Genomic DNA, 18,640 nt, shown 5'->3' on the forward strand with positions numbered 1-18,640 from the left:
GGATGGGTTTGGAAACCGTGCGGTCCAGAGAGAGCGCCGCGCGGCTCGGTCCTGTCCCGGCTCTCCCGAGGTTCACACCATGTACATGATCTCGCCCGCTGCGGCGGTTCCAACCGCCGCGCCGCTCCCGCTCGCCCAAACCCGTGCAGCCGGCGCTATCTTCGCCGCCGCCGGCCTGCTGCTTCCCCGTCTCGAACGCGGCGAGTGCATCGACGCGACAAAGCTCCGCTCGGCGATGGAAGCCGCATTCGGCGCCTCCGACGCCGCCGGCGCCTGGGACTGGAAGCAGGCCTACGATGCCTGCGAGGCCGCAACGGTCCTTTTCCTCCGCAAGTACGGAAAGGCGCTCTCCCGCAAAGCCGAATCTCCGGCTGCACGGCTGTCCGCTTTGTCGAAGATCGCAGGGCTGATGCCGACGCATACGCGCCGGTCCGAAGAAGCACAGACCTTCCAGCAGTTCTCGACGCCGATTCCGCTCGGCCTGGTCGCCGCAACGGCCGCCGCCATCACGCCCGGCGACCGTGTGCTGGAGCCTTCCGCCGGCACCGGGCTGCTCGCCATCCTGGCCGAGATAGCCGGCGCCTCGCTCATCCTCAACGAGCTTGCCGAGACGCGCGCGGCACTTCTCTCGTGTCTCTTTCCGGGCGTCTCCGCCAGCCGCTTCGACGCCGCCCAAATCGACGACCATCTCGATCCCGGCGCCGTGCCGAGCGTGGTGCTGATGAACCCGCCCTTTTCGGTCATGGCCAATGTCGAGGGCCGCATGGCCGACGCGGCCTGGCGGCACATCGCCTCGGCGCTGTCGCGCCTTGCGCCCGGCGGGCGGCTGGTGACGATCACCGGTGCGAACTTCGCGCCCGACCATCCGACCTGGACCGCCGCCTTCACTCGCCTGCAGGAGCGTGGTCGCATGGTCTTCTCCGCCGCCATCGATGGCTCGGTCTATGCCAAGCACGGCACGACCTTCCCGACGCGCCTCACCGTCATCGACAGGGTGCCGGCGGACGATCCCTCGCTCTTCCCGGATGCTCCCGGCATCGCTCCGGATGCGGCAACGCTCCTCACGTGGATTGAGGAGCGCCTTCCCGCGCGGCCGCCGGTCGTGATGGCCGCCCTTCCCAGCGCGACATCGGCGGTCGCCGCGGCCCGCAAAGTGCACGGCTATCTCACACGCTCGGCGAGTACCACACCACGCATGTCGATCGCCGAACCGGAAGCCATCGACCTCGCCTATGAGGCTGTCGACTGGCAGGCCGCCGAGAACGGCCAGATCAGCGACGCCATCTATGAGGCCTACGGGCTTCAGGCGATCCGCATTCCCGGCTCGCGGGCTCACCCCACCAAGCTCGTTCAATCGGCGGCCATGGCCTCGGTAGCGCCACCCAAGCCGGGCTACCGGCCGCGCCTACCGAAGAACGTCCTTGACCTGCTCTCGAACGCGCAGCTCGAGACCGTCATCTATGCGGGCGAGGCTCACGCCGAGTATCTCGCCGGCGCCTGGACGCTCGACGAGACCTTTGACATGGTTAGCGCCGCGGCCGATGACGCGGCGGGGGCCGTGCGCTTCCGGCAAGGCTTCATGATCGGCGACGGCACTGGGGTGGGCAAAGGCCGGGAATCCGCCGCCGTAATCCTAGACAATTGGATGCAGGGCCGTCGTAAGGCGGTCTGGATCTCCAAGTCCGACAAGCTGATCGAGGATGCGCGGCGCGACTGGTCCGCGCTCGGCATGGAGCGCTTGCTGGTCACCCCGCTCTCCCGCTTCCCGCAGGGCAGGCCGGTCACGCTGGCGGAAGGCATCCTGTTCACCACCTATGCCACGCTACGCTCCGACGATCGCGGCGAGAAGGTTTCGCGGGTCAAACAAATCGTCGAATGGTTGGGTCCGGATTTCGATGGGGTCATCATCTTCGACGAAGCCCACGCCATGCAGAATGCCGCCGGCGGCAAGAGCGAGCGGGGCGATGCCGCTCCCTCCCAGCAGGGCCGTGCCGGCCTGCGGCTGCAGCACGCGCTGCCGAATGCCCGCATCGTTTATGTCTCGGCCACCGGCGCCACTACCGTCCACAATCTCGCCTATGCCCAGCGGCTAGGCCTCTGGGGCGGCGAGCTTTTTCCGTTCTCGACGCGGGCCGAATTCGTCGAGGCGATCGAGGCCGGTGGCGTCGCGGCGATGGAAGTGCTGGCGCGCGACCTCAGGGCGCTCGGTCTCTATACGGCGCGGTCTTTGTCATTCTCCGGCGTCGAATACGAACTGCTCGAGCATGAGCTGACGCCCGAACAGGTCTGCATCTATGACGCGTACGCTGGGGCCTTCGGCGTCATCCATAACAATCTCGATGCGGCGATGCAGGCGGCCAACATCACCGGCAGCACCGGCACGCTCAATGCGCAGGCCAAGTCGGCCGCGCGCAGCGCCTTTGAAAGCGCCAAGCAACGCTTCTTCGGCCATTTGTTGACCAGCATGAAGACACCGACCCTGATCCGCTCCATCGCCCGCGATCTGGGGGAGGGCCATGCGGCCGTTGTCCAGATCGTCTCGACGGGCGAGGCGCTCATGGAACGGCGGCTGGCCGAACTGCCGACCGAGGAATGGAACGACGTTCGCGTCGACATCACGCCCCGCGAATATGTCCTTGACTACCTGGCCCATTCCTTCCCGGTGCAGCTCTACGAGCCGTTCACCGACAGCGAGGGCAATCTGTCGTCGCGCCCGGTCTACCGCGATGGCCAGCCCGTCGAGTGCCGCGAGGCGGTCGCCCGGCGCGACGAGCTGATCGCCAAACTCGCCAGCTTGACGCCTGTCCCCGGCGCGCTCGACCAGATCGTCCAGCATTTCGGGGTGGACATCGTGGCCGAGGTCACCGGTCGCTCGCGCCGCATTGTCCGCAAGGCCGAGCGCCTTCTCGTTGAAAACCGTGCCGGGTCAGCCAACCTCGCCGAGACGCAGGCCTTCATGGATGACCAGAAGCGCGTTCTGGTTTTTTCGGACGCGGGCGGAACGGGGAGGAGCTACCACGCCGAACTCTCAGCCCGGAACACGCGGCTGCGTGTGCATTATCTGCTCGAGGCCGGCTGGAAGGCCGACACCGCCATTCAGGGCCTCGGCCGCACACATCGCACCAATCAGGCGCAGCCGCCACTCTTCCGGCCGATCTCGACCAATGTGAAGGCGGAAAAGCGCTTCCTTTCGACGATCGCCCGCCGCCTCGACACGTTGGGCGCGATCACCCGTGGCCAGCGCCAGACCGGTGGCCAAGGCCTGTTCCGGCCAGAGGACAATCTGGAAAGCCACTATGCCCGCGATGCGCTGCGGCAACTCTATCTGCTGATCGTACGCGGCAAGGTCGAGGGCTGCACACTCGAGCGTTTCGAGGCGGCGACGGGTATCAAGCTAATGGATGCCAATGGCATCAAGGACGAATTGCCGCCGATCACCACCTTCCTCAATCGCCTGCTCGCACTGACCATCGAGTTGCAGGGCGTGCTGTTCGGTGCCTTCGAGCAACTGCAGGCGGCGCGCATCGAGGGCGCGATCGCGTCAGGCACCTACGATGCCGGGCTGGAGACGCTGCAGGCCGAAAACTTCGTCGTCACCGATCGGCAGGTGATCTACACCCATCCGCGCACCGGCACCGAAAGCCGCCTGCTCACGATCACCGAACGCAAGCGCAATCGGCCCGTCACGCTCAATGCGGCGCTCGATCATCTCCGCGATCCGCGTGCCTTACTGCTCATCAACAAGCAATCGGGCCGCGCCGCGGTACAGATCCCGACCCCCAGCGTCATGCTCGACGATGGCGAGGTCGAGCGCCGTGTCCGCCTGATCCGGCCGATGGAAAGCCAGAACATGCCGCTCAAGGCTATGGGCGAAACACGCTGGGTCGAGGCCGACCGCGAGGCGTTCACAACTGCCTGGACCGCCGAAATCGCCGGGGTGCCGGAGTTTTCGGACTCGGTCTTGCACATGGTCACCGGCCTGCTGCTTCCAATCTGGAAGCGCCTGCCCAACGAGTCGACCCACGTTTATCGACTTCAGACCGACGAGGGCGAGCGCCTCATCGGCCGCCGCGTCTCGCCGGCATGGGCCGCCAACGCCTCTGCGACGAACGTGGTTGCGCTGTCGCCGGAACAGGCGTTTTCGGCTCTGATGGACGGGCGGACGATCCTCGATCTCGCCGAGGATCTCCAGCTTCGCCGCAGGCGCGTCATGGGCGCATGGCGCATCGAATTGTCCGGCTTCACCGACACGATGCGCGAGCGCCTCACCGCCTACGGTCTCTTCCACGAGATCATTTCGTGGAAGCTCAGGATGTTCGTGCCGATCGACGCCAACGGGCTCGCCGTGCTGGAGCGCGTGCTCGACCGCTTCCCAATCGAGGGGGTCAGTGAGCGGGAGGCTGCATGATTCCGCGTCACGCTGCATCCAACCTCGCACACCGCCTCGGCGAACATGCCGAGGCGGTGTGCCGCCACTACCTCTCCAATGGCCGTCGCCAGGGCAACTATTGGACCGTCGGCGACGTCCGCAATGCGCCGGGCCGGTCGATGTTCGTGCGTCTGCGGCCATCCGCGAAGGGACCGCCAGGCAAATGGACCGACGCCGCTACCGGTGAGCATGGCGACCTGCTCGATGTCATTCGCGAATCCCTCGGACTGGTCAACTTCCGGGACGTCGCCGACGAGGCGCGCGTGTTTCTCGCGATGCCAGATGCCATGCCACCCCGACCGGCCGAGCCGATCACGCAGGTCCCCGTTGGATCTCCAGAAGCGGCTCGCCGACTGGTCGCCATGTCGAAGCCCATTATAGGCACCCTCGTGGAAACGTATTTGCGTGGACGCGGCATTACGACTTTGTACGGCACCGGATCGCTGCGGTTCCATCCGCGCTGCTACTACCGGCACGACGATCAAGGACCGACCGAGACCTTGCCGGCAATGATCGCCGCTGTCACCGATCTGGATGGACATCTGACCGGCGCGCACCGCACCTGGCTCGCACCGGACGGCACCGGCAAGGCACCCGTCGACACGCCGCGTCGGGCAATGGGTGACCTTCTGGGTCACGCCGTCCGCTTCGGCGCACCCGGCAGCGTCATGGCGGCAGGCGAGGGCATCGAGACGACGCTGTCGCTCAGATGCGCCTTGCCCGACATGGCGATGGCTGCGGCCCTCTCGGCAGCCCATCTTGCCGCCATCCTGTTCCCTCCGAACCTGCGGCGGCTCTATGTCATTCGCGACAACGATCCGGCCGGTGACGGTGCCCGAGACAGCCTGCTCGAGCGCGCGACGGACGCCGGAATCGAGGCAATCGTGCTGTCGCCGGAGACAGAGGACTTCAACGAAGATCTCCGCCATTTCGGACTGGCCGCTTTCCGCGCCTCGATTGCGGACCAACTCATGCGCCGGGATCGCCTGCGCTATCTGACACGGGCAGCATGAGCCGGGAGGGAGAGCGTGTGGCGCACGGTGTAGCCGCATCGCATGGCTGGGAGCCCGCCGGCAGAGAACCGCGACCCGGCCTTCAAGAGGGCGATCGGGCCCACAAACTGGCCGGCCAGGCAATGGCGGCCGCCGACTATTTTCCGGCGGCGCGCGACTGCTCGCGAATGGCAGCGATTGGGCGCGACGCCTTTCCATCGCGAGGCAAAATAGTCGGCCGCCGCCATCCTCCGCTGCGCTCCGGCCCTCCGCTTCGCTGCGGGTGTCGGACCGTCCCGCCCGTGGACTCTCGTCGCCATGAAGGCCGCGAGGGTCGCGGTCAAACCGACGGGAGCATCCCCATGAGCGAGCACGACGACACCGAACCGCACCACGCCGCTTCTCCAACCGATCACATCCTGACCGAACTCCAGCTCTATGGCTGGCGCCCATTTGCGGATGAGCCAGATCCGCGACCGCTCCCCGGTGGCGACCACGTGGCCGGAGCCGTGGCCGACATCTTTGACGCCCTCATCGCCACCCTGGCCGACACGCGCCTCGAACCCGACCTCGATGACCTGCTTTGGTCCGTCACCAATGTCTTCCACCGAGCTGTTCAACGGATCGAGCGGCAACTGGACGACAACGAGCTGGCCCAGCGCCGCCTGCAGCGCGAACAGGACGGCAGCGAGATCAAGGCGGTTGAACTCGAGACACTCACAGCCCAGGGCCAGACCATGATCGAACGGCGCGATGCCTTCGAGCTGATGCGTGACCAGGCCGCCGACCACTACGATCAGTACACCGGCTCGGCCTGGCGACCGCGCACGGGATCGATGATCAACCACCACCATCTCACCGCCGCAATGATCGATAGCCGCGACTTCCTCGCGGCCCGGCGGCGCGCGGAAACTGAAGTCATGTTGCCGGCTGGCCCCAAGATCGCCTTCTCCGGCGGCGATACCGCCGATCACGAGCTGATCTGGGAAAAGCTCGACCAAATCCGCGCCAAGCACCCCGACATGGTGCTGATGCACGGCGGATCACCGAAAGGCGCCGAAAAGATCGCCGCCCGCTGGGCCGATCATCGCAAGGTTCCGCAGGTCGCCTTCAAGCCCGACTGGAGCAAACATGCCAAGGCTGCTCCCTTTAAGCGCAACGACCAGATGTTGGCGGTCATGCCGATCGGCGTCATCATCTTTCCGGGCACCGGCATTCAGGAGAACCTCGCGGACAAGGCTCGCAAGGTCGGCATCCCGGTCTATCGGCTCGGAAACGGCGGCGCGTAAGCGCCGTCGGAACCTACCCCCCTATAAATAGCAGGGGAGGCACGGCATTCTTCAAGCCGTGTCGTTCGAATCCTTTCCCGAAAGCTTCACGCCGGACATCGCGCTCGCCGACACCTTCTTGCGCAATGCCGCCGCCCACCTTGATGGCGCCGACCGGGCGGCGGATCTAGGCAGGCACAATGCGGCCCTTCACGCCATCGCCATCGCCATTGAATTGCTCCTGAAGTCGCATCTTCTCAGAGTCGTGACCGACGATCCCTGGAACCGCCGCCATATCGGGCACGATCTCGGCAAGGCGGCTCTTTACGCCGAGAGAGCTGGATTGGGCCTGCCACCGCAATTGCACAGCGTCATCGCCAAGCTCCATCCTCATTTTCAGCGTGGCGGCTTCCAACGGGACCCATCGCGATCATGGCCGTCCGGTTTCTCGCTCGACGCCCGCCACATCGCGCGGCAACTCGCTCACACTCTCATGGAACATCAGCGTCGCGCCAACGACTCCCGCCCGCTCCTGACTTGAAGATGACCACACCCCGCGATCCATTGCGCTGATCCTTGGTCCGACCGACGGCCTGAAGCCATCAACCCGCAAGGGGTCGGACTACGCGGAGCGTGCCGCCGCTCCGGCTTCGCCTTCGCGGTGATTGCGGCCATCGGCCGGACGCATCGGGCGCCTGTCAGCGGGGGATGGTCCTCCGCTTCAAACAGGAGCCGGGTCGATGTCCTTCGCCGACGCACATGCCTTCGCCTTCAGCCTCGCCGCCACCCTCATGGTCGCCATCGTCATCTTTCGTGCCGGCGACGGCACTCTCTCGGTCGTGCCGGCAAACGAGTATGACGGCGACGACACCGCCATCATCAGCGAAATCGACCCGTTCGCCCCATGACGGGGCGGACATCGCGCCTGGCGATGCAAGAACACCGGCGGGTTTCGCCCGCGCTTCTCTTTTGCTATGCTGTGCACTGCGCCAGGTGGTGGTGGAAGGCGCAATCGCCAGAGCTATTCTCTCGGAGACACCATCATGATCATTCTCGGCATTTTCCTTTGTATCGCGGCCATCGGCATCCTGTGCTGGTTGCTCTTCACGCTTGCTATCTTCGCCCTGCCGTTGTTCGTCGGCGTCAGCGCAGGCACTTGGGCATTCAACACCGGCGCCGGCTGGCTTGGCGCGATCCTCGTCGGCAGCCTCGCGGCCGGGCTGACGCTCGGCGTCGGCCAAATCCTCCTCGGCGTTATCAGGCCCATGTGGGCGAAGCTGGCGATCGCGATTGTCTTCGTCGCTCCCGCGATCGTTGCCGGCTACCATGCCACTCATGGCATCGCGAAGCACATGATGCCATCGGAAATCTGGCAGATCGTCTTTTCCGTCATTGGCGCGGTCGCCGTCGGCGTCACAGCATATCTGCGGGTGGCGGGCATGACGGCCGCCGACCAGTCCGGCAGGGACTTGGTTCGAGCCTAGACCCGCGCGAGCGAGGCGGTGGACTAGGCCGACGAGGCCTAGCCTCCTTATCATCGGTGGTTGGAGCCATCGGGCACAAGCCAAGGATCGAGCAACGGCCACGTGCCGGCGCGGCCTCGTTTGTGGACTTGGACTTTCTTCGGTCGATGCCCATGGCAGGTCGACCAGTCGGTAGCAGGACGGCAGCGCGGCCGGTGGCTGCGGCGTTGGAGGTGCGTGCGGTTCCCGGCACCTGGAATGCGGACGACGCCAGTGAACTCGTAGCGATCTGCCGGAGGCGCGTTGCACGCCAACGTCTCCGTTGCCAATCTGTCCCAAGAGCGCTCCAAACGGCCTTTTCAATGGGCTGATCTGGCCGAAGGACGGCTGAAGCCTCGACCGCCTAGGCCGCAACGGCGCGTCTCGACTTTCTTCCCCTGCCGGCTCCCACCCCATGCCGCAAGCGCATGGGGACCCCGAGCGCCGCCATTCCTCGCGAGACAAGAAAGCCGTTCCTGCGCCGTCCTCCGCGCTGCTCCGGTCGCAAGCGATGCGTCATCGGTCGCCTCCGGCCACGTGATCGCCATCGAGGCCGCATGGTGCGGGCTCGGGAACAGAAAACGGAGACTTACAATGGCTACCATCGGCACCTTCAAAAAGACCACCGCGAACGAGTTCACCGGCGAAATCGTCTCAAGCTTCGCCAACTGAAGGTCTTCCGGGAAGTCTTGCGGGCCGGATCGACAAGGCGAGCGGCGGCAGCGCTCGGGATAAGCCAGCCGGCCGTCAGTCAACACGTGAAGCAACTCGAGATCACGCTCGGCATCACACTCTTCAAGAGATCAGCCAACCGCATCGTCCCCTTGCAGGAAGCCTGGGAACTCCTGGGAAACGTAGAACTTGCCCTGACGTCGCTGGATCGCCTGGAGGCGTCGATCTTCGCTATGAAGAACGAGGAAAAGCAACGGATTGCGATTGCCGCGCCCTCTGTTTTCGGCTTCGTGACCTTGCCCAAGGTCGTGGCGACTATCCACTCAAAGACCGCTTCGAATGTCCGATCGATTTCGGGAAGCTACGAGCAGATTGGCGAGCACATCCTGGCTGGGCGCGCGGATCTCGGAATCTCGAGATTGCCCCTGGATCCACGCCTGTTTGAATGGGCGCCGCTCGGGTCGGCACGAAACGTATGCATCTTCCATCCCGACCACCGCTTTTCAAAACAGACCTGTATCGAGGCGCAAGACCTGGCAGGCGAAACGATCGTCGATATCGATCCCCAGTTCGCCGCTCACCAGATGAACTTCAATGCCTTGCGCTTCGCCGGCGTTGAGCCAGACATACTGGTGGAATTCGATTGCAACGGTCACGAAGCCGGATACGTCTCGGCTGGCCTGGGCATTTCGATAACCAATGAGATCATTGCGCGTGAATACGCGGCGTTTAACCTCGAAGCGAAACCGGTGGAACCGTCCGCGCTCTATCACTACGTTGCGATTTGGCAGAAGGGCAGGACCTTTTCCAACGCATTGAATGTATCGCTTGAGGCGATCATCGCCGCGTTTTCCCAGTCCGCTAGAGGGGGATCATCCCTTGAGGGCTGATATCCTCGGCAGCCGCTGCCCATGAACAAGAGCAGCGGTTCTTTCTGACGGAGCAATCGGCCCGCGCCCTTGAACAGGATGCGGGCTTTTGTGCGAAATAGCCCCGATGTCAGGTTGTCTTGATGCCGATCTTGCGGCGCTTGGCCGGCGCCGGCAACGTTACGGGTTCAGGCGCTACGGCCTTCCGTCCCAGGCCGATCGCCTTTGCCATCGCGGATCGCACCGCGGCATAGTTCGGCGCAACCATTGGGTAATCGGAGGGCAGGCCCCATTTCGCCCGGTACGCATCCGGCGAAAGATCGTAGTGAGTGCCAAGGTGCCGTCTGAGCGATTTGAACTTCTTGCCGTCCTCCAGGCAGATGATGAAATCGGGCGTCACCGATTTCTTGATCGGGACTGCGGGTGTAGGCTTCTCTTCCGCTTTGGGTGGGAGTGCTCCCTGCAGCTTGCTGATCGCTCCATAGGTATCGGCAATTACCCGGGCGAGTTCTGCGACTGGAACCGGGTTGTTGCTGACATAGGCGGAAACGATGTCAGCTGTCATCTCCAGCAATTCCGCGTCGGAGTTGATAAGATCTTCAGGCATTTGGGCCAACCCTTCATTTGCTCTTCAGTTGCCGTAGCCCCGATCTACGTCAGCAGCCTCGCTACAGCAAAGCGCACCGGGTGCACAAGGCAAGAAGTTACAAAGAGGAACGTGGCGGGGGCATGGGTCACGAAACTCTGCATGAAGCAGCTCAGTCGAGGCACCGCCCAGCAATGAAGGTGGAAGTGCAATTGGGCGGGAGGGCGGAAGTTGGTTTTTGAGCGAGCCTTGTTATGCGGCCGGCTGCATGGCTGCCCTCACTAGCATGCCGAACAGATCTCGCGGCTCGTCGGGAGCGGCGAGCTCCTCGTAGAGGCCGGTCGCTTGTGGCTGGCGCGCACGTATCGCCGAAAAATCCTCGATGGCGAAGCCGACGGAATCGAACAGCGTGATCTGCTGACCTCCCGGCGGCCTTGCGCCCTGGCGTCCCGGAATTCGGTCACCGGGACAGTTGGAGTCCAGCTGCTGGATCTCGCACTCGATGCGTGTCTGTGGTGGGAATTCGACGAAAATGTCGGAGCCCAGCAGGATATCGCGGTGCAGTTCAGTCTGACCGAAACCTTAAGCTTCGACGTTGATCGCGCTCATCTACACCCCGGAGGACCCCTTCAACAGCTCTTCTATAAAATCAGCCACAATTGTCGAAGGCTCCCTTTGAGGCGGAAGCAACAGAAGCGTCCGAAAGTGAATTGCTGGCTCGAACGGCACGATCATCATTCCCCGTCCGAGGAAGGGGTCCGCCGTAATCGGATTGACCATGCCGCAGCCAAGACCAGCCTCGACCATCGCCGCGATCGTCGTCGAATAAGGGGTCTCCAAGACAATTTTTGGCTTCACCCCATGCTCCGCGAAAATCGCCTCCGCCTCTCGCCTTGTCGTGTCCTCCGGCGCGAGTGCGACGAAGTTTTCATCGTGGAGGTCTCTTGGATAGATAACTGCTCTGCCCTGCAAACGGTGGCCCGGAGGCAGGGCAATGGCAACCTGATAGCTGGCAAAGGGCCGAGCGATGACGCCCGCGAGATCGATCTCGTCCGCCGCCACACCGACGTCGAACTGGCCGGAAGCAACCAACTCCTTGACCGAGGACGACATCCGCGCTTGGAACGTTATAGCCACTTGCGGATGGCGCTTCTGGAACGAGCGCATGACTTTTGGCATGACGTTAGTGCTTAACGCCGACAGGCTTGCCACTCTTATTTCGCCCGACCCGAAGTCTCTTATACGCGCAGCCGCACTCTTGAGATGGATCAGGCCGGAAAACGAGGTTTCAACCTCTCGGAAGAAGAGCCGCCCTTCCGCAGTTGGGCTCATGCGCCCCTTAGCGCGATTGAACAGCGCAAAACCAACGGTGCGCTCCAGCTCCTGAACCGCCTTGCTCACGGCCGGCTGTGAGATGCGCAGGACCTCGGCCGCACGTGTCGTCGTGCCGTTTGTCATCAGGGCGTGGAAGACTTCGATCTGCCTCAGGTTCATACGACCCTATAACCTCCTCGAATAGTAAACCGTAATCTTGATATTAGACCGCATAGTGAGGAGTGTGCTTAAACAATCGCCATGTCCAGGGGGTGGCGAGAGAATGAACGACTTTACTGAAGTGGTGCTGACCCCGAAGGTTAGGAATGAGGGCTTCGATCCGCTTGGAATTGCGGTCCACAGAGCATCGACAATCGTGTTCGAGAATGCGGAGGCATACGCCAACCGCGCGCAGCGCGGGCCTGAAGGATATTCCTACGGCTTGTACGGCACGCCGACGACGCGCACGCTCGAACAAAAGCTTACCAAGCTCGAAGGAGGCGTCCGGACGTTCCTCGCCCCTTCTGGCCAAGCGGCCAACTCGGTAGCGATGCTTTCTTTCCTGAAGGCCGGCGACAACATCCTCGTTGTAGACACGTCCTACCCGCCCGTCAGGGACTTCGCCAACCAGGACCTGGCACGCTTCCAGATAGAGACGAGGTACTTCGATCCATCCACGATCGATGATCTCGAAAGCAAGATCGACGAGCGCACCGCGATTATCTGGTGCGAGTCTCCTGGTTCGACAAGCATGGACGTCCAGGACATACCAGCCATTGTGGCGGTGGCCCGGCGCCGCGGCATTCTCGTCGGATGCGACAACACTTGGGCGACGCCGCTGAACTTCAAGCCGATCCTGCACGGCGTCGATATCGTCACAGAGGCGTTGACCAAATACATCTCCGGGCACTCCGACATACTGATGGGATCGGTTACGATCGCCCGTCCCGAACACGAGGCTGTGGTCAAGGGTTTCATGGGACGCTTTGGGATAGGCGTCTCGCCGGACGACGCGGCCCTCGTCCTGCGCGGTATGGAGACACTCGGCATCCGGATGCAGCGCTCGTTCGAAAGCGCGCGGACCTTGGTCGAACAGATCGAACGGCATTCGTTGGTAGACCGCGTGCTGTGGCCGCCGCTCGCCCATTCGCCTGGTCATGAGTTCTGGAAACGCGACTTCGTTGGAGCGAGCGGCGTATTCGGCGTGCTATTCAAGGACGCCTGCACCGCACATGTCTCACCAGCGCTCGACGTCTTGACGACATTCGCCATCGGCGCCTCCTGGGGAGGTACCCGCAGTCTCGTCGCGCCGATGCCCGTCCGGCAGAACAGAACGGCGACAGAATGGCTCGCGTCCGACCTCGTGCTGCGCATCAGTGTCGGGATCGAGGCGCTTGAGGACTTGCAGGCGGACGTCGCCCGCCTCCTCGAAGACATATCTGTCCGGACCGCACAAGATCGATCCGGCACGGGAGCTCGCTCCTACGGGTAATCAAATCAAAAACAAGGGGAACGGAACATGGACAGCAGCAAATTCATATCAATTCACAGACGGTCGTTTCTGACAGGATTGTCCGGCATGATTGGCATCGCCGCCGGCGGCTCCCTTTTTCCGACCATGGTCGCGGCCGCGGCCGATAATGATACGCTTAGGATCGCCATCTCTGTGGCCCCCGGCGACCTGGACCCTCACAAATTCAAGGGGCTCTACGCGGTCCAGGACATGGTGTTCGAACCACTCGTCACGTACTCCTATGACGGAAAAATTGAACCTGGACTGGCGACCGCTTGGTCGATCGAGAATGAGGGCAAGCTCCTGCGCCTGACGCTCAGAGAGCAAGTTGTCTTCCATGACGGGACACCATTCGACGCCACCGCCGCCAAGTGGAACCTGGGGCGCTGGATGGGGCAGGCTGACAACAACTGGATGAACTGCTCCAGGCTCTTCGTGGACGCCACTGTCGTCGATGACAAACATATCGATATCCGCTTCAAGGAGCCTGTTCTTGGGCTGCTGCAGGAATTGGCCTATGTCCGCCCCGGTCGTTTCCTCAGCCCGAAATCGGTCGCAACTGACGGGAGCTACAAGGCTCCGGTCGGGACCGGCCCATGGCGTGAAATCAGCGCGGATAACTCGGGCAGCGTCTTCGAGCGGTTCGACCGCTATTGGGGCGAGAAGCCCAAGTTCTCGAAAGTCCAGTTGAAGGTGCTCCCCGACTCTCGTGGCCGTATGGCTGCCCTCCGAGCCGGCGATATCGACCTAATGGGCGGGGCCTTCGTATCGCCGATCACCGCGATCGAGGCCCAGACCTTGAAGCAGGCGGGCCTAGACGTCGTTGTGGAACCCGGTTCGACGACGATGATCATGGCATTCAATCCCGACCGGGCTCCAGCTCTCAAGGAAGTCGCAGTCCGGAAGGCGATCGATATCGGCATCGACCGGGCAGCAATTTCAAAGGTGCTTTATCGCGGGATGGCAGCGACGTCGGCCAATCTCTTCGCCGAATCCGTGCCACTGGCCGGAAAGCGCTATGACGTTCCCCAGATCGACGTCGAAGGTGCTAAGGCGCTTTTGGAAAAGGCAGGCTGGGTCGGCAGTCCTGTGAGAGAGAAGGATGGCTCTCCGCTCGCTCTCGAAATCGTCGTCAGTGAAGAACAAATTCCCGGATCGAGATCCGTCGCCGAGGTGCTTCAGGCGGAACTGCAGGAGATCGGCATTCAGCTTACGATCCGCTCGGTGGACCATGCCTCGCGACACAGCGATATTCCCGAACGCAAGTTCGATCTTGCTTTCTTCCAGACATACGGCGCTCCGTACGAGCCTTTCGCCACAATCGTCGGTCTTTTCCTGTCTACCTACGACAACGGCGTCGACGGTAAGCTGTTCGTCGATGCTGAGCGGCTCGATCCGCTCGTGACCGCGACGATGTCGGCGTTGGATCCAAACATGGAAGCCAACGTCCAGAAGGTTTACGATTGGCTGCACGATAACGTCGCCATCGCTCCACTGCTTTACGTGCCAGGTATCTGGGCGCACTCCAGCCGCGTCAAAGATTTCAAGGCCCCGGCAACGGAGTACGATATGCCTTACGAAAACATCAGCCTGAGCGAATAGGAGACGCCGTGTTCTTCTTCATCGCAAAGAGAGCCCGGAACGCGCTCGTTCTGCTTTTTCTGGCTTCGGTGTTGTGCTTTTCCCTGGTGGTGTCAGCCCCAGGCAACGTCGCCATCTTGATTGCGGAGCTTCGCACTCCAACGGCGACCAAGGCGGACATTGCCAAGGTCGCGGAGGAAATCGGCCTGAACAAGCCATTGCTCATTCGATACACGGACTGGCTTGGCAATGCCGCTCACGGCAACTTCGGCATCTCCTACAAGACTGGGGAGGACGTTGGAAACGCTCTTCGGAGCCGGTTATCGGTTACTGCGACGCTGGTCGCCGGCGGAGCCGTGGTCGCCCTCGTCTTGAGTTTGCTCACAGGATTTCTAGGGGCCCTGTGGGCACACAGAATGCCCGACCACATTGCACGCGGACTGGCGTTGTTCGGTGCATCCACGCCCTCGTTCTTCGTCGGTGCGCTTCTGGTCTATGCTTTCTCGGTGTCGTTCAAGATATTTCCGACATTCGGCTACGACGGTTTTCGCAGCTTCATATTGCCATGGCTCACAATAGCGATGCTGCCTGCTGCTGTCCTCAGCCGCGTCGTCCGAGTCGGCCTCGAGGAGGCCATGGCGCGTCCGTTCGTCCTCACCGCGATGAGCAAGGGCTTCAAACGTGAGCGGATACTCATGCGCGACGCTTTGCCCAACATTGCGCCGACCTACCTGAATGCGCTCGGAACCCAGATAGGTCTCATGGTCGTCGGCGCCGTCGTGGTGGAGCCGCTGTTCGCCTGGCAGGGGGTCGCAGAGCTGTTCCTGACCGGGGTCCGGTTCCGCGACTTCATGGTGGTGCAGGCCTGTCTGCTGATCTTCATAACCTTCTTCATTATCTTGAATGTGATCGTGGACGTCCTGATGATGCTCACCGATCCGCGCATGCGCCGGCAAAGGAGCGGATCATGAACATAGTAGGCAAATTGGCAGACCCGATAGGAAAACTGCCGCGCGCATCCGTCATCACCATTGGCGCTTTCGTATTCATCGGCGTGTTCGCACCGCTGCTCACACCTCACGCACCGAACACTCAGAATCTGCTGCTCGCAGGCGAAGGGCCAACCATGACACACTGGCTGGGCGCCGACCACCTTGGCAGGGACACGCTCAGCAGACTGATAACCGCTGCCCGGACCTCACTTGTCGGCGTCTGTCTCGTGCTCGTCATCGCCCACACGATAGGAACCACCATCGGAACGGTCGCCGGATATCGACGCGGCTGGACGGACGAGATCCTCATGCGCATTGTCGACGTCGGTCTCGCTATCCCAAGCCTTATCATTTCGCTCGCGGTCATCGGCGTATTCGGGGCCAGCTACTGGAACATGATCCTGGCCTTGGCGCTGGCTTGGTGGCCGGGTAGCGCTCGCGTCAGCCGCGCGGTGGCCGTGAGCGTCATGAACAAGCCTGAGATGGAGGCGCTGCGCGTCCTTGGTGCTAGCCCTATGCGGATCTACTTCGTCCATCTTCTTCCAACGACGCTCGGCGCCGTCCTTGTCTATGCCACGGCAGACGCGGGCGCAGTAGCTCTGGCGATTGCCACTCTGAGCTTTCTCGGCCTCGGTATCCAACCGCCGACCCCGGAATGGGGGCAGATGCTGGTCGATGCGCTTCCCTATCTGGAAACCGATCCACGGCAGGTCGTTCTCCCGGGTCTTGCCCTTACGTTGGCCGTGATTGGATTCAATATCCTAGGGGAAGCAGTCGCGCTGAACCGCGTGCCGACCCCGCTCACGAACAAGATGCTTGTCGCCCGTCGCCGCGCCACGGCGCTCTGGGCAAAGGAGTCGATCTGATGCCCGCTGAAACCGTACTGGACGTGAGAAACCTGACGGTCGATCTCCTAACTCGCCATGGGGCGGTCCGTCCGGTCGATGGCGTCAGTTATTCGATACGACGCGGGGAGACGTTGGCTGTCGTAGGCGAGAGCGGCAGCGGCAAGACCGTGATGAACTTCGCTCCTCTCGGTCTGATGCCGCTTGGTGTAAAAGCGGACGTTTCGGGCTCAGTGGTCTTCGACGGCACCGAGCTGGTTGGAGCCTCCGAGGATAAAATCAGACACTTCCGTGGAAAGTCGATAGGCTTCATTTTTCAGGACCCGATGAGTGCACTGAACCCCGCAAGACGGGTGGGGCGGCAAATCGCGGAGATGGCTGAATTCCACTTGGGCATGTCGGCAACTGCCGCCGAAGCAAGGGCGCTAGACCTTCTTAAATTGGTCGACATATCCGACCCGGCGGCGCGACTAAGGCAGTATCCTCACGAACTGTCCGGTGGCCTCAGGCAGCGCGTGATGATTGCAATTGCCATCGCGGCCGAACCCAAGCTCCTGATTGCGGACGAGCCGACCACCGCGCTCGACGTCACCGTTCAGGCCCAGATCCTGCGCCTGCTCAAGAACATTCAGTCAAAGCTTAAAATGGCGATGGTTCTCATTACTCACGACATGGGCGTCGTCGCAGGATCGGCAGACCGAGTGGTCGTCATGTACGCAGGCCGGAACGCGGAAACCGGTCCCGTCGAAAAGGTTCTGGTTTCACCGCATCATCCCTACACAATGGGGCTGATCGACGCCATCCCGCGACGTGAAGACGCGGTCGGGGCACCCTTCCGGGGACTCCCCGGCGTGCCGCCTATACTCGCGGCGCCTATTGTCGGGTGTGCTTTTGAGCCGCGCTGCGTTCATTCGGTCCAAAGCTGCAAATCGCATCGGCCCAGGCTCGTCGAGACGCTCGATCCTTCGGTCTTCGCCGCATGTCCTGTGATCAACAACCACCTGTTGGAGAGAGTAAGCTGATGGCTGTTCTCGAAGTCGAAAACCTTGTGACGAGCTATCCCAGCGCGATGAGGGGCAAGACCATCAAGGCCGTTAATGACGTGTCAATCACGTTGAACGCGGGCGAAATCGTCGGCCTCGTCGGCGAGTCTGGCTGCGGCAAGTCGACACTTGGCCGATCCATCGTGGGGCTGGAGAAACCTCAGTCGGGTAGAGTGATCTTCGACGGCGTCGATCTCGGATCCCTCTCGGGCGGACGCCTTAGGGAAGTGCGCCGTGCCGTCCAATACGTGTTCCAGGACCCCTACGCCTCGTTGAACGATCGACAGACCGTTGGCGAAGCAATCGCAGAGGCTCTGATCATCAAAGGGATGCGCTCGAAGGAACAACGTGCGGCGCGTACGACGGAGCTGTTGGACCAGGTCGGACTGGCGACACAGGTCAGGGACCGGTTCACCCGAGAGCTGTCCGGTGGACAGCGTCAACGTGTGGCAATCGCGAGGTCACTTGCCGTGGAACCGCGGGTGCTGATCTGCGACGAGCCCGTTAGCGCGCTCGATCTTTCGATCAGGGCGCAAGTGATGAATTTGTTCATGGGACTGCGCAGGGACCTTGGCGTCGCCTGTCTGTTCATCGCTCACGACCTCGGCCTCGTTCGACAGGCTTCGTCGCGTGTTTACGTCATGTACCTTGGTCGGATCGTCGAGATGGGAACGTCTGAGGACGTCTACAACCATCCGAGCCACCCCTACACCCAGTTGCTGCTGGCATCGGTTCCAGCAGCCGATCCCATTGAGGAGAGAAATCGGAAGGTCCCGCTGCTCGTGGGAGAAATACCGAGCCCGACCAATCCTCCGTCGGGATGCGCGTTTCGGACGCGTTGTCCACTAGCTGTCGCCGACTGTGCGACAGCACTCCCGCCTCAGATCGAGGTCAGTGCCGGTCACCGGGCGGCGTGCGTGCTCGCGGAAAAGGTCTTCCGTGGAGAACGCAGTGCTCTCGATGTCCCGCCTGAATCCGGAAGAATGCCCGGGCAAGTGCGTCTGATGACTGCCGCCGCCCTCTGAAATTAATCA

The 18,640-nt window shown here is 62.4% G+C and carries 15 protein-coding genes and 1 pseudogene; 13 read left to right on the forward strand and 3 right to left on the reverse strand.

Annotated features, from left to right (window positions below):
- Positions 1 to 79: 79 nt before the first annotated feature.
- The 7 genes from NKJ76_RS21320 to NKJ76_RS21350 all read left to right on the forward strand — a co-directional run bounded on the left by NKJ76_RS21320 (position 80) and on the right by NKJ76_RS21350 (position 9,753).
- Positions 80 to 4,408: a strawberry notch-like NTP hydrolase domain-containing protein gene (locus tag NKJ76_RS21320; protein ID WP_352538292.1), complete on the forward strand. Its 4,329-nt coding sequence runs from the start codon at positions 80 to 82 to the stop codon at positions 4,406 to 4,408.
- Entirely contained in the window at positions 4,405 to 5,442 is a 1,038-nt protein-coding gene (locus tag NKJ76_RS21325; protein ID WP_352538293.1) for a DUF7146 domain-containing protein, read from the forward strand. Before NKJ76_RS21320 ends, NKJ76_RS21325 begins: the two co-directional genes overlap by 4 nt.
- Positions 5,443 to 5,783: 341 nt before the next feature.
- A complete protein-coding gene (locus NKJ76_RS21330; protein WP_352538294.1) occupies positions 5,784 to 6,710 on the forward strand; it encodes a DUF2493 domain-containing protein in 927 nt (308 codons plus the stop codon).
- Between the two features lie 58 nt (positions 6,711 to 6,768).
- The gene (locus tag NKJ76_RS21335; RefSeq protein ID WP_352538295.1) at positions 6,769 to 7,230 is read left to right on the forward strand and encodes a hypothetical protein; all 462 of its coding nucleotides are present in this window, start codon (positions 6,769 to 6,771) and stop codon (positions 7,228 to 7,230) included.
- A gap of 199 nt (positions 7,231 to 7,429) precedes the next feature.
- Positions 7,430 to 7,597 carry a hypothetical protein gene (locus NKJ76_RS21340; RefSeq protein WP_352504281.1) on the forward strand — a complete coding sequence of 56 codons (168 nt, stop codon included), beginning with the start codon at positions 7,430 to 7,432 and terminating at the stop codon, positions 7,595 to 7,597.
- Between the two features lie 135 nt (positions 7,598 to 7,732).
- Positions 7,733 to 8,173, forward strand: a complete 441-nt coding sequence (locus NKJ76_RS21345; protein WP_352538296.1) for a hypothetical protein — start codon at positions 7,733 to 7,735, stop codon at positions 8,171 to 8,173.
- A 575-nt stretch (positions 8,174 to 8,748) separates the two neighbouring features.
- Entirely contained in the window at positions 8,749 to 9,753 is a 1,005-nt protein-coding gene (locus NKJ76_RS21350; protein ID WP_352538297.1) for a LysR family transcriptional regulator, read from the forward strand.
- 109 nt (positions 9,754 to 9,862) lie between these two features.
- Here NKJ76_RS21350 and NKJ76_RS21355 read toward each other — a convergent pair whose 3' ends face one another.
- The 3 genes and pseudogenes from NKJ76_RS21355 to NKJ76_RS32430 form a co-directional block, all read right to left on the reverse strand.
- The gene (locus NKJ76_RS21355; RefSeq protein ID WP_352538298.1) at positions 9,863 to 10,339 is read right to left on the reverse strand and encodes a Ros/MucR family transcriptional regulator; all 477 of its coding nucleotides are present in this window, start codon (positions 10,337 to 10,339) and stop codon (positions 9,863 to 9,865) included.
- Between the two features lie 231 nt (positions 10,340 to 10,570).
- Positions 10,571 to 10,894, reverse strand: a pseudogene (locus NKJ76_RS32425) (ornithine cyclodeaminase); the annotation flags it as partial.
- Between the two features lie 33 nt (positions 10,895 to 10,927).
- Entirely contained in the window at positions 10,928 to 11,812 is an 885-nt protein-coding gene (locus NKJ76_RS32430) for a LysR substrate-binding domain-containing protein (RefSeq protein WP_352795413.1), read from the reverse strand.
- A gap of 103 nt (positions 11,813 to 11,915) precedes the next feature.
- Here NKJ76_RS32430 and NKJ76_RS21370 point away from each other — a divergent pair, with 103 nt between their 5' ends.
- Genes NKJ76_RS21370 through NKJ76_RS21395 form a run of 6 tightly spaced genes read left to right on the forward strand, consistent with a single transcriptional unit; the run spans position 11,916 to position 18,631 of the window.
- Entirely contained in the window at positions 11,916 to 13,124 is a 1,209-nt protein-coding gene (locus tag NKJ76_RS21370) for a trans-sulfuration enzyme family protein (protein ID WP_352538299.1), read from the forward strand.
- A 27-nt stretch (positions 13,125 to 13,151) separates the two neighbouring features.
- Positions 13,152 to 14,747: an ABC transporter substrate-binding protein gene (locus NKJ76_RS21375; protein ID WP_352538300.1), complete on the forward strand. Its 1,596-nt coding sequence runs from the start codon at positions 13,152 to 13,154 to the stop codon at positions 14,745 to 14,747.
- Between the two features lie 8 nt (positions 14,748 to 14,755).
- Positions 14,756 to 15,697: an ABC transporter permease gene (locus NKJ76_RS21380; protein ID WP_352538301.1), complete on the forward strand. Its 942-nt coding sequence runs from the start codon at positions 14,756 to 14,758 to the stop codon at positions 15,695 to 15,697.
- Positions 15,694 to 16,584 (forward strand): ABC transporter permease, encoded by an 891-nt coding sequence (locus tag NKJ76_RS21385; RefSeq protein ID WP_023708342.1) that lies wholly within the window; start codon positions 15,694 to 15,696, stop codon positions 16,582 to 16,584. The genes NKJ76_RS21380 and NKJ76_RS21385 overlap by 4 nt, the downstream gene beginning before the upstream one ends.
- Complete coding sequence (locus NKJ76_RS21390; RefSeq protein ID WP_023708343.1) at positions 16,584 to 17,585, forward strand: ABC transporter ATP-binding protein; 1,002 nt, start codon at positions 16,584 to 16,586, stop codon at positions 17,583 to 17,585. The genes NKJ76_RS21385 and NKJ76_RS21390 overlap by 1 nt, the downstream gene beginning before the upstream one ends.
- Positions 17,585 to 18,631 carry an ABC transporter ATP-binding protein gene (locus tag NKJ76_RS21395; RefSeq protein WP_023708344.1) on the forward strand — a complete coding sequence of 349 codons (1,047 nt, stop codon included), beginning with the start codon at positions 17,585 to 17,587 and terminating at the stop codon, positions 18,629 to 18,631. Before NKJ76_RS21390 ends, NKJ76_RS21395 begins: the two co-directional genes overlap by 1 nt.
- Positions 18,632 to 18,640: the final 9 nt, after the last annotated feature.

It is taken from the genome of Mesorhizobium sp. M0029, from assembly GCF_040323735.1.
Lineage (GTDB): Bacteria > Pseudomonadota > Alphaproteobacteria > Rhizobiales > Rhizobiaceae > Mesorhizobium.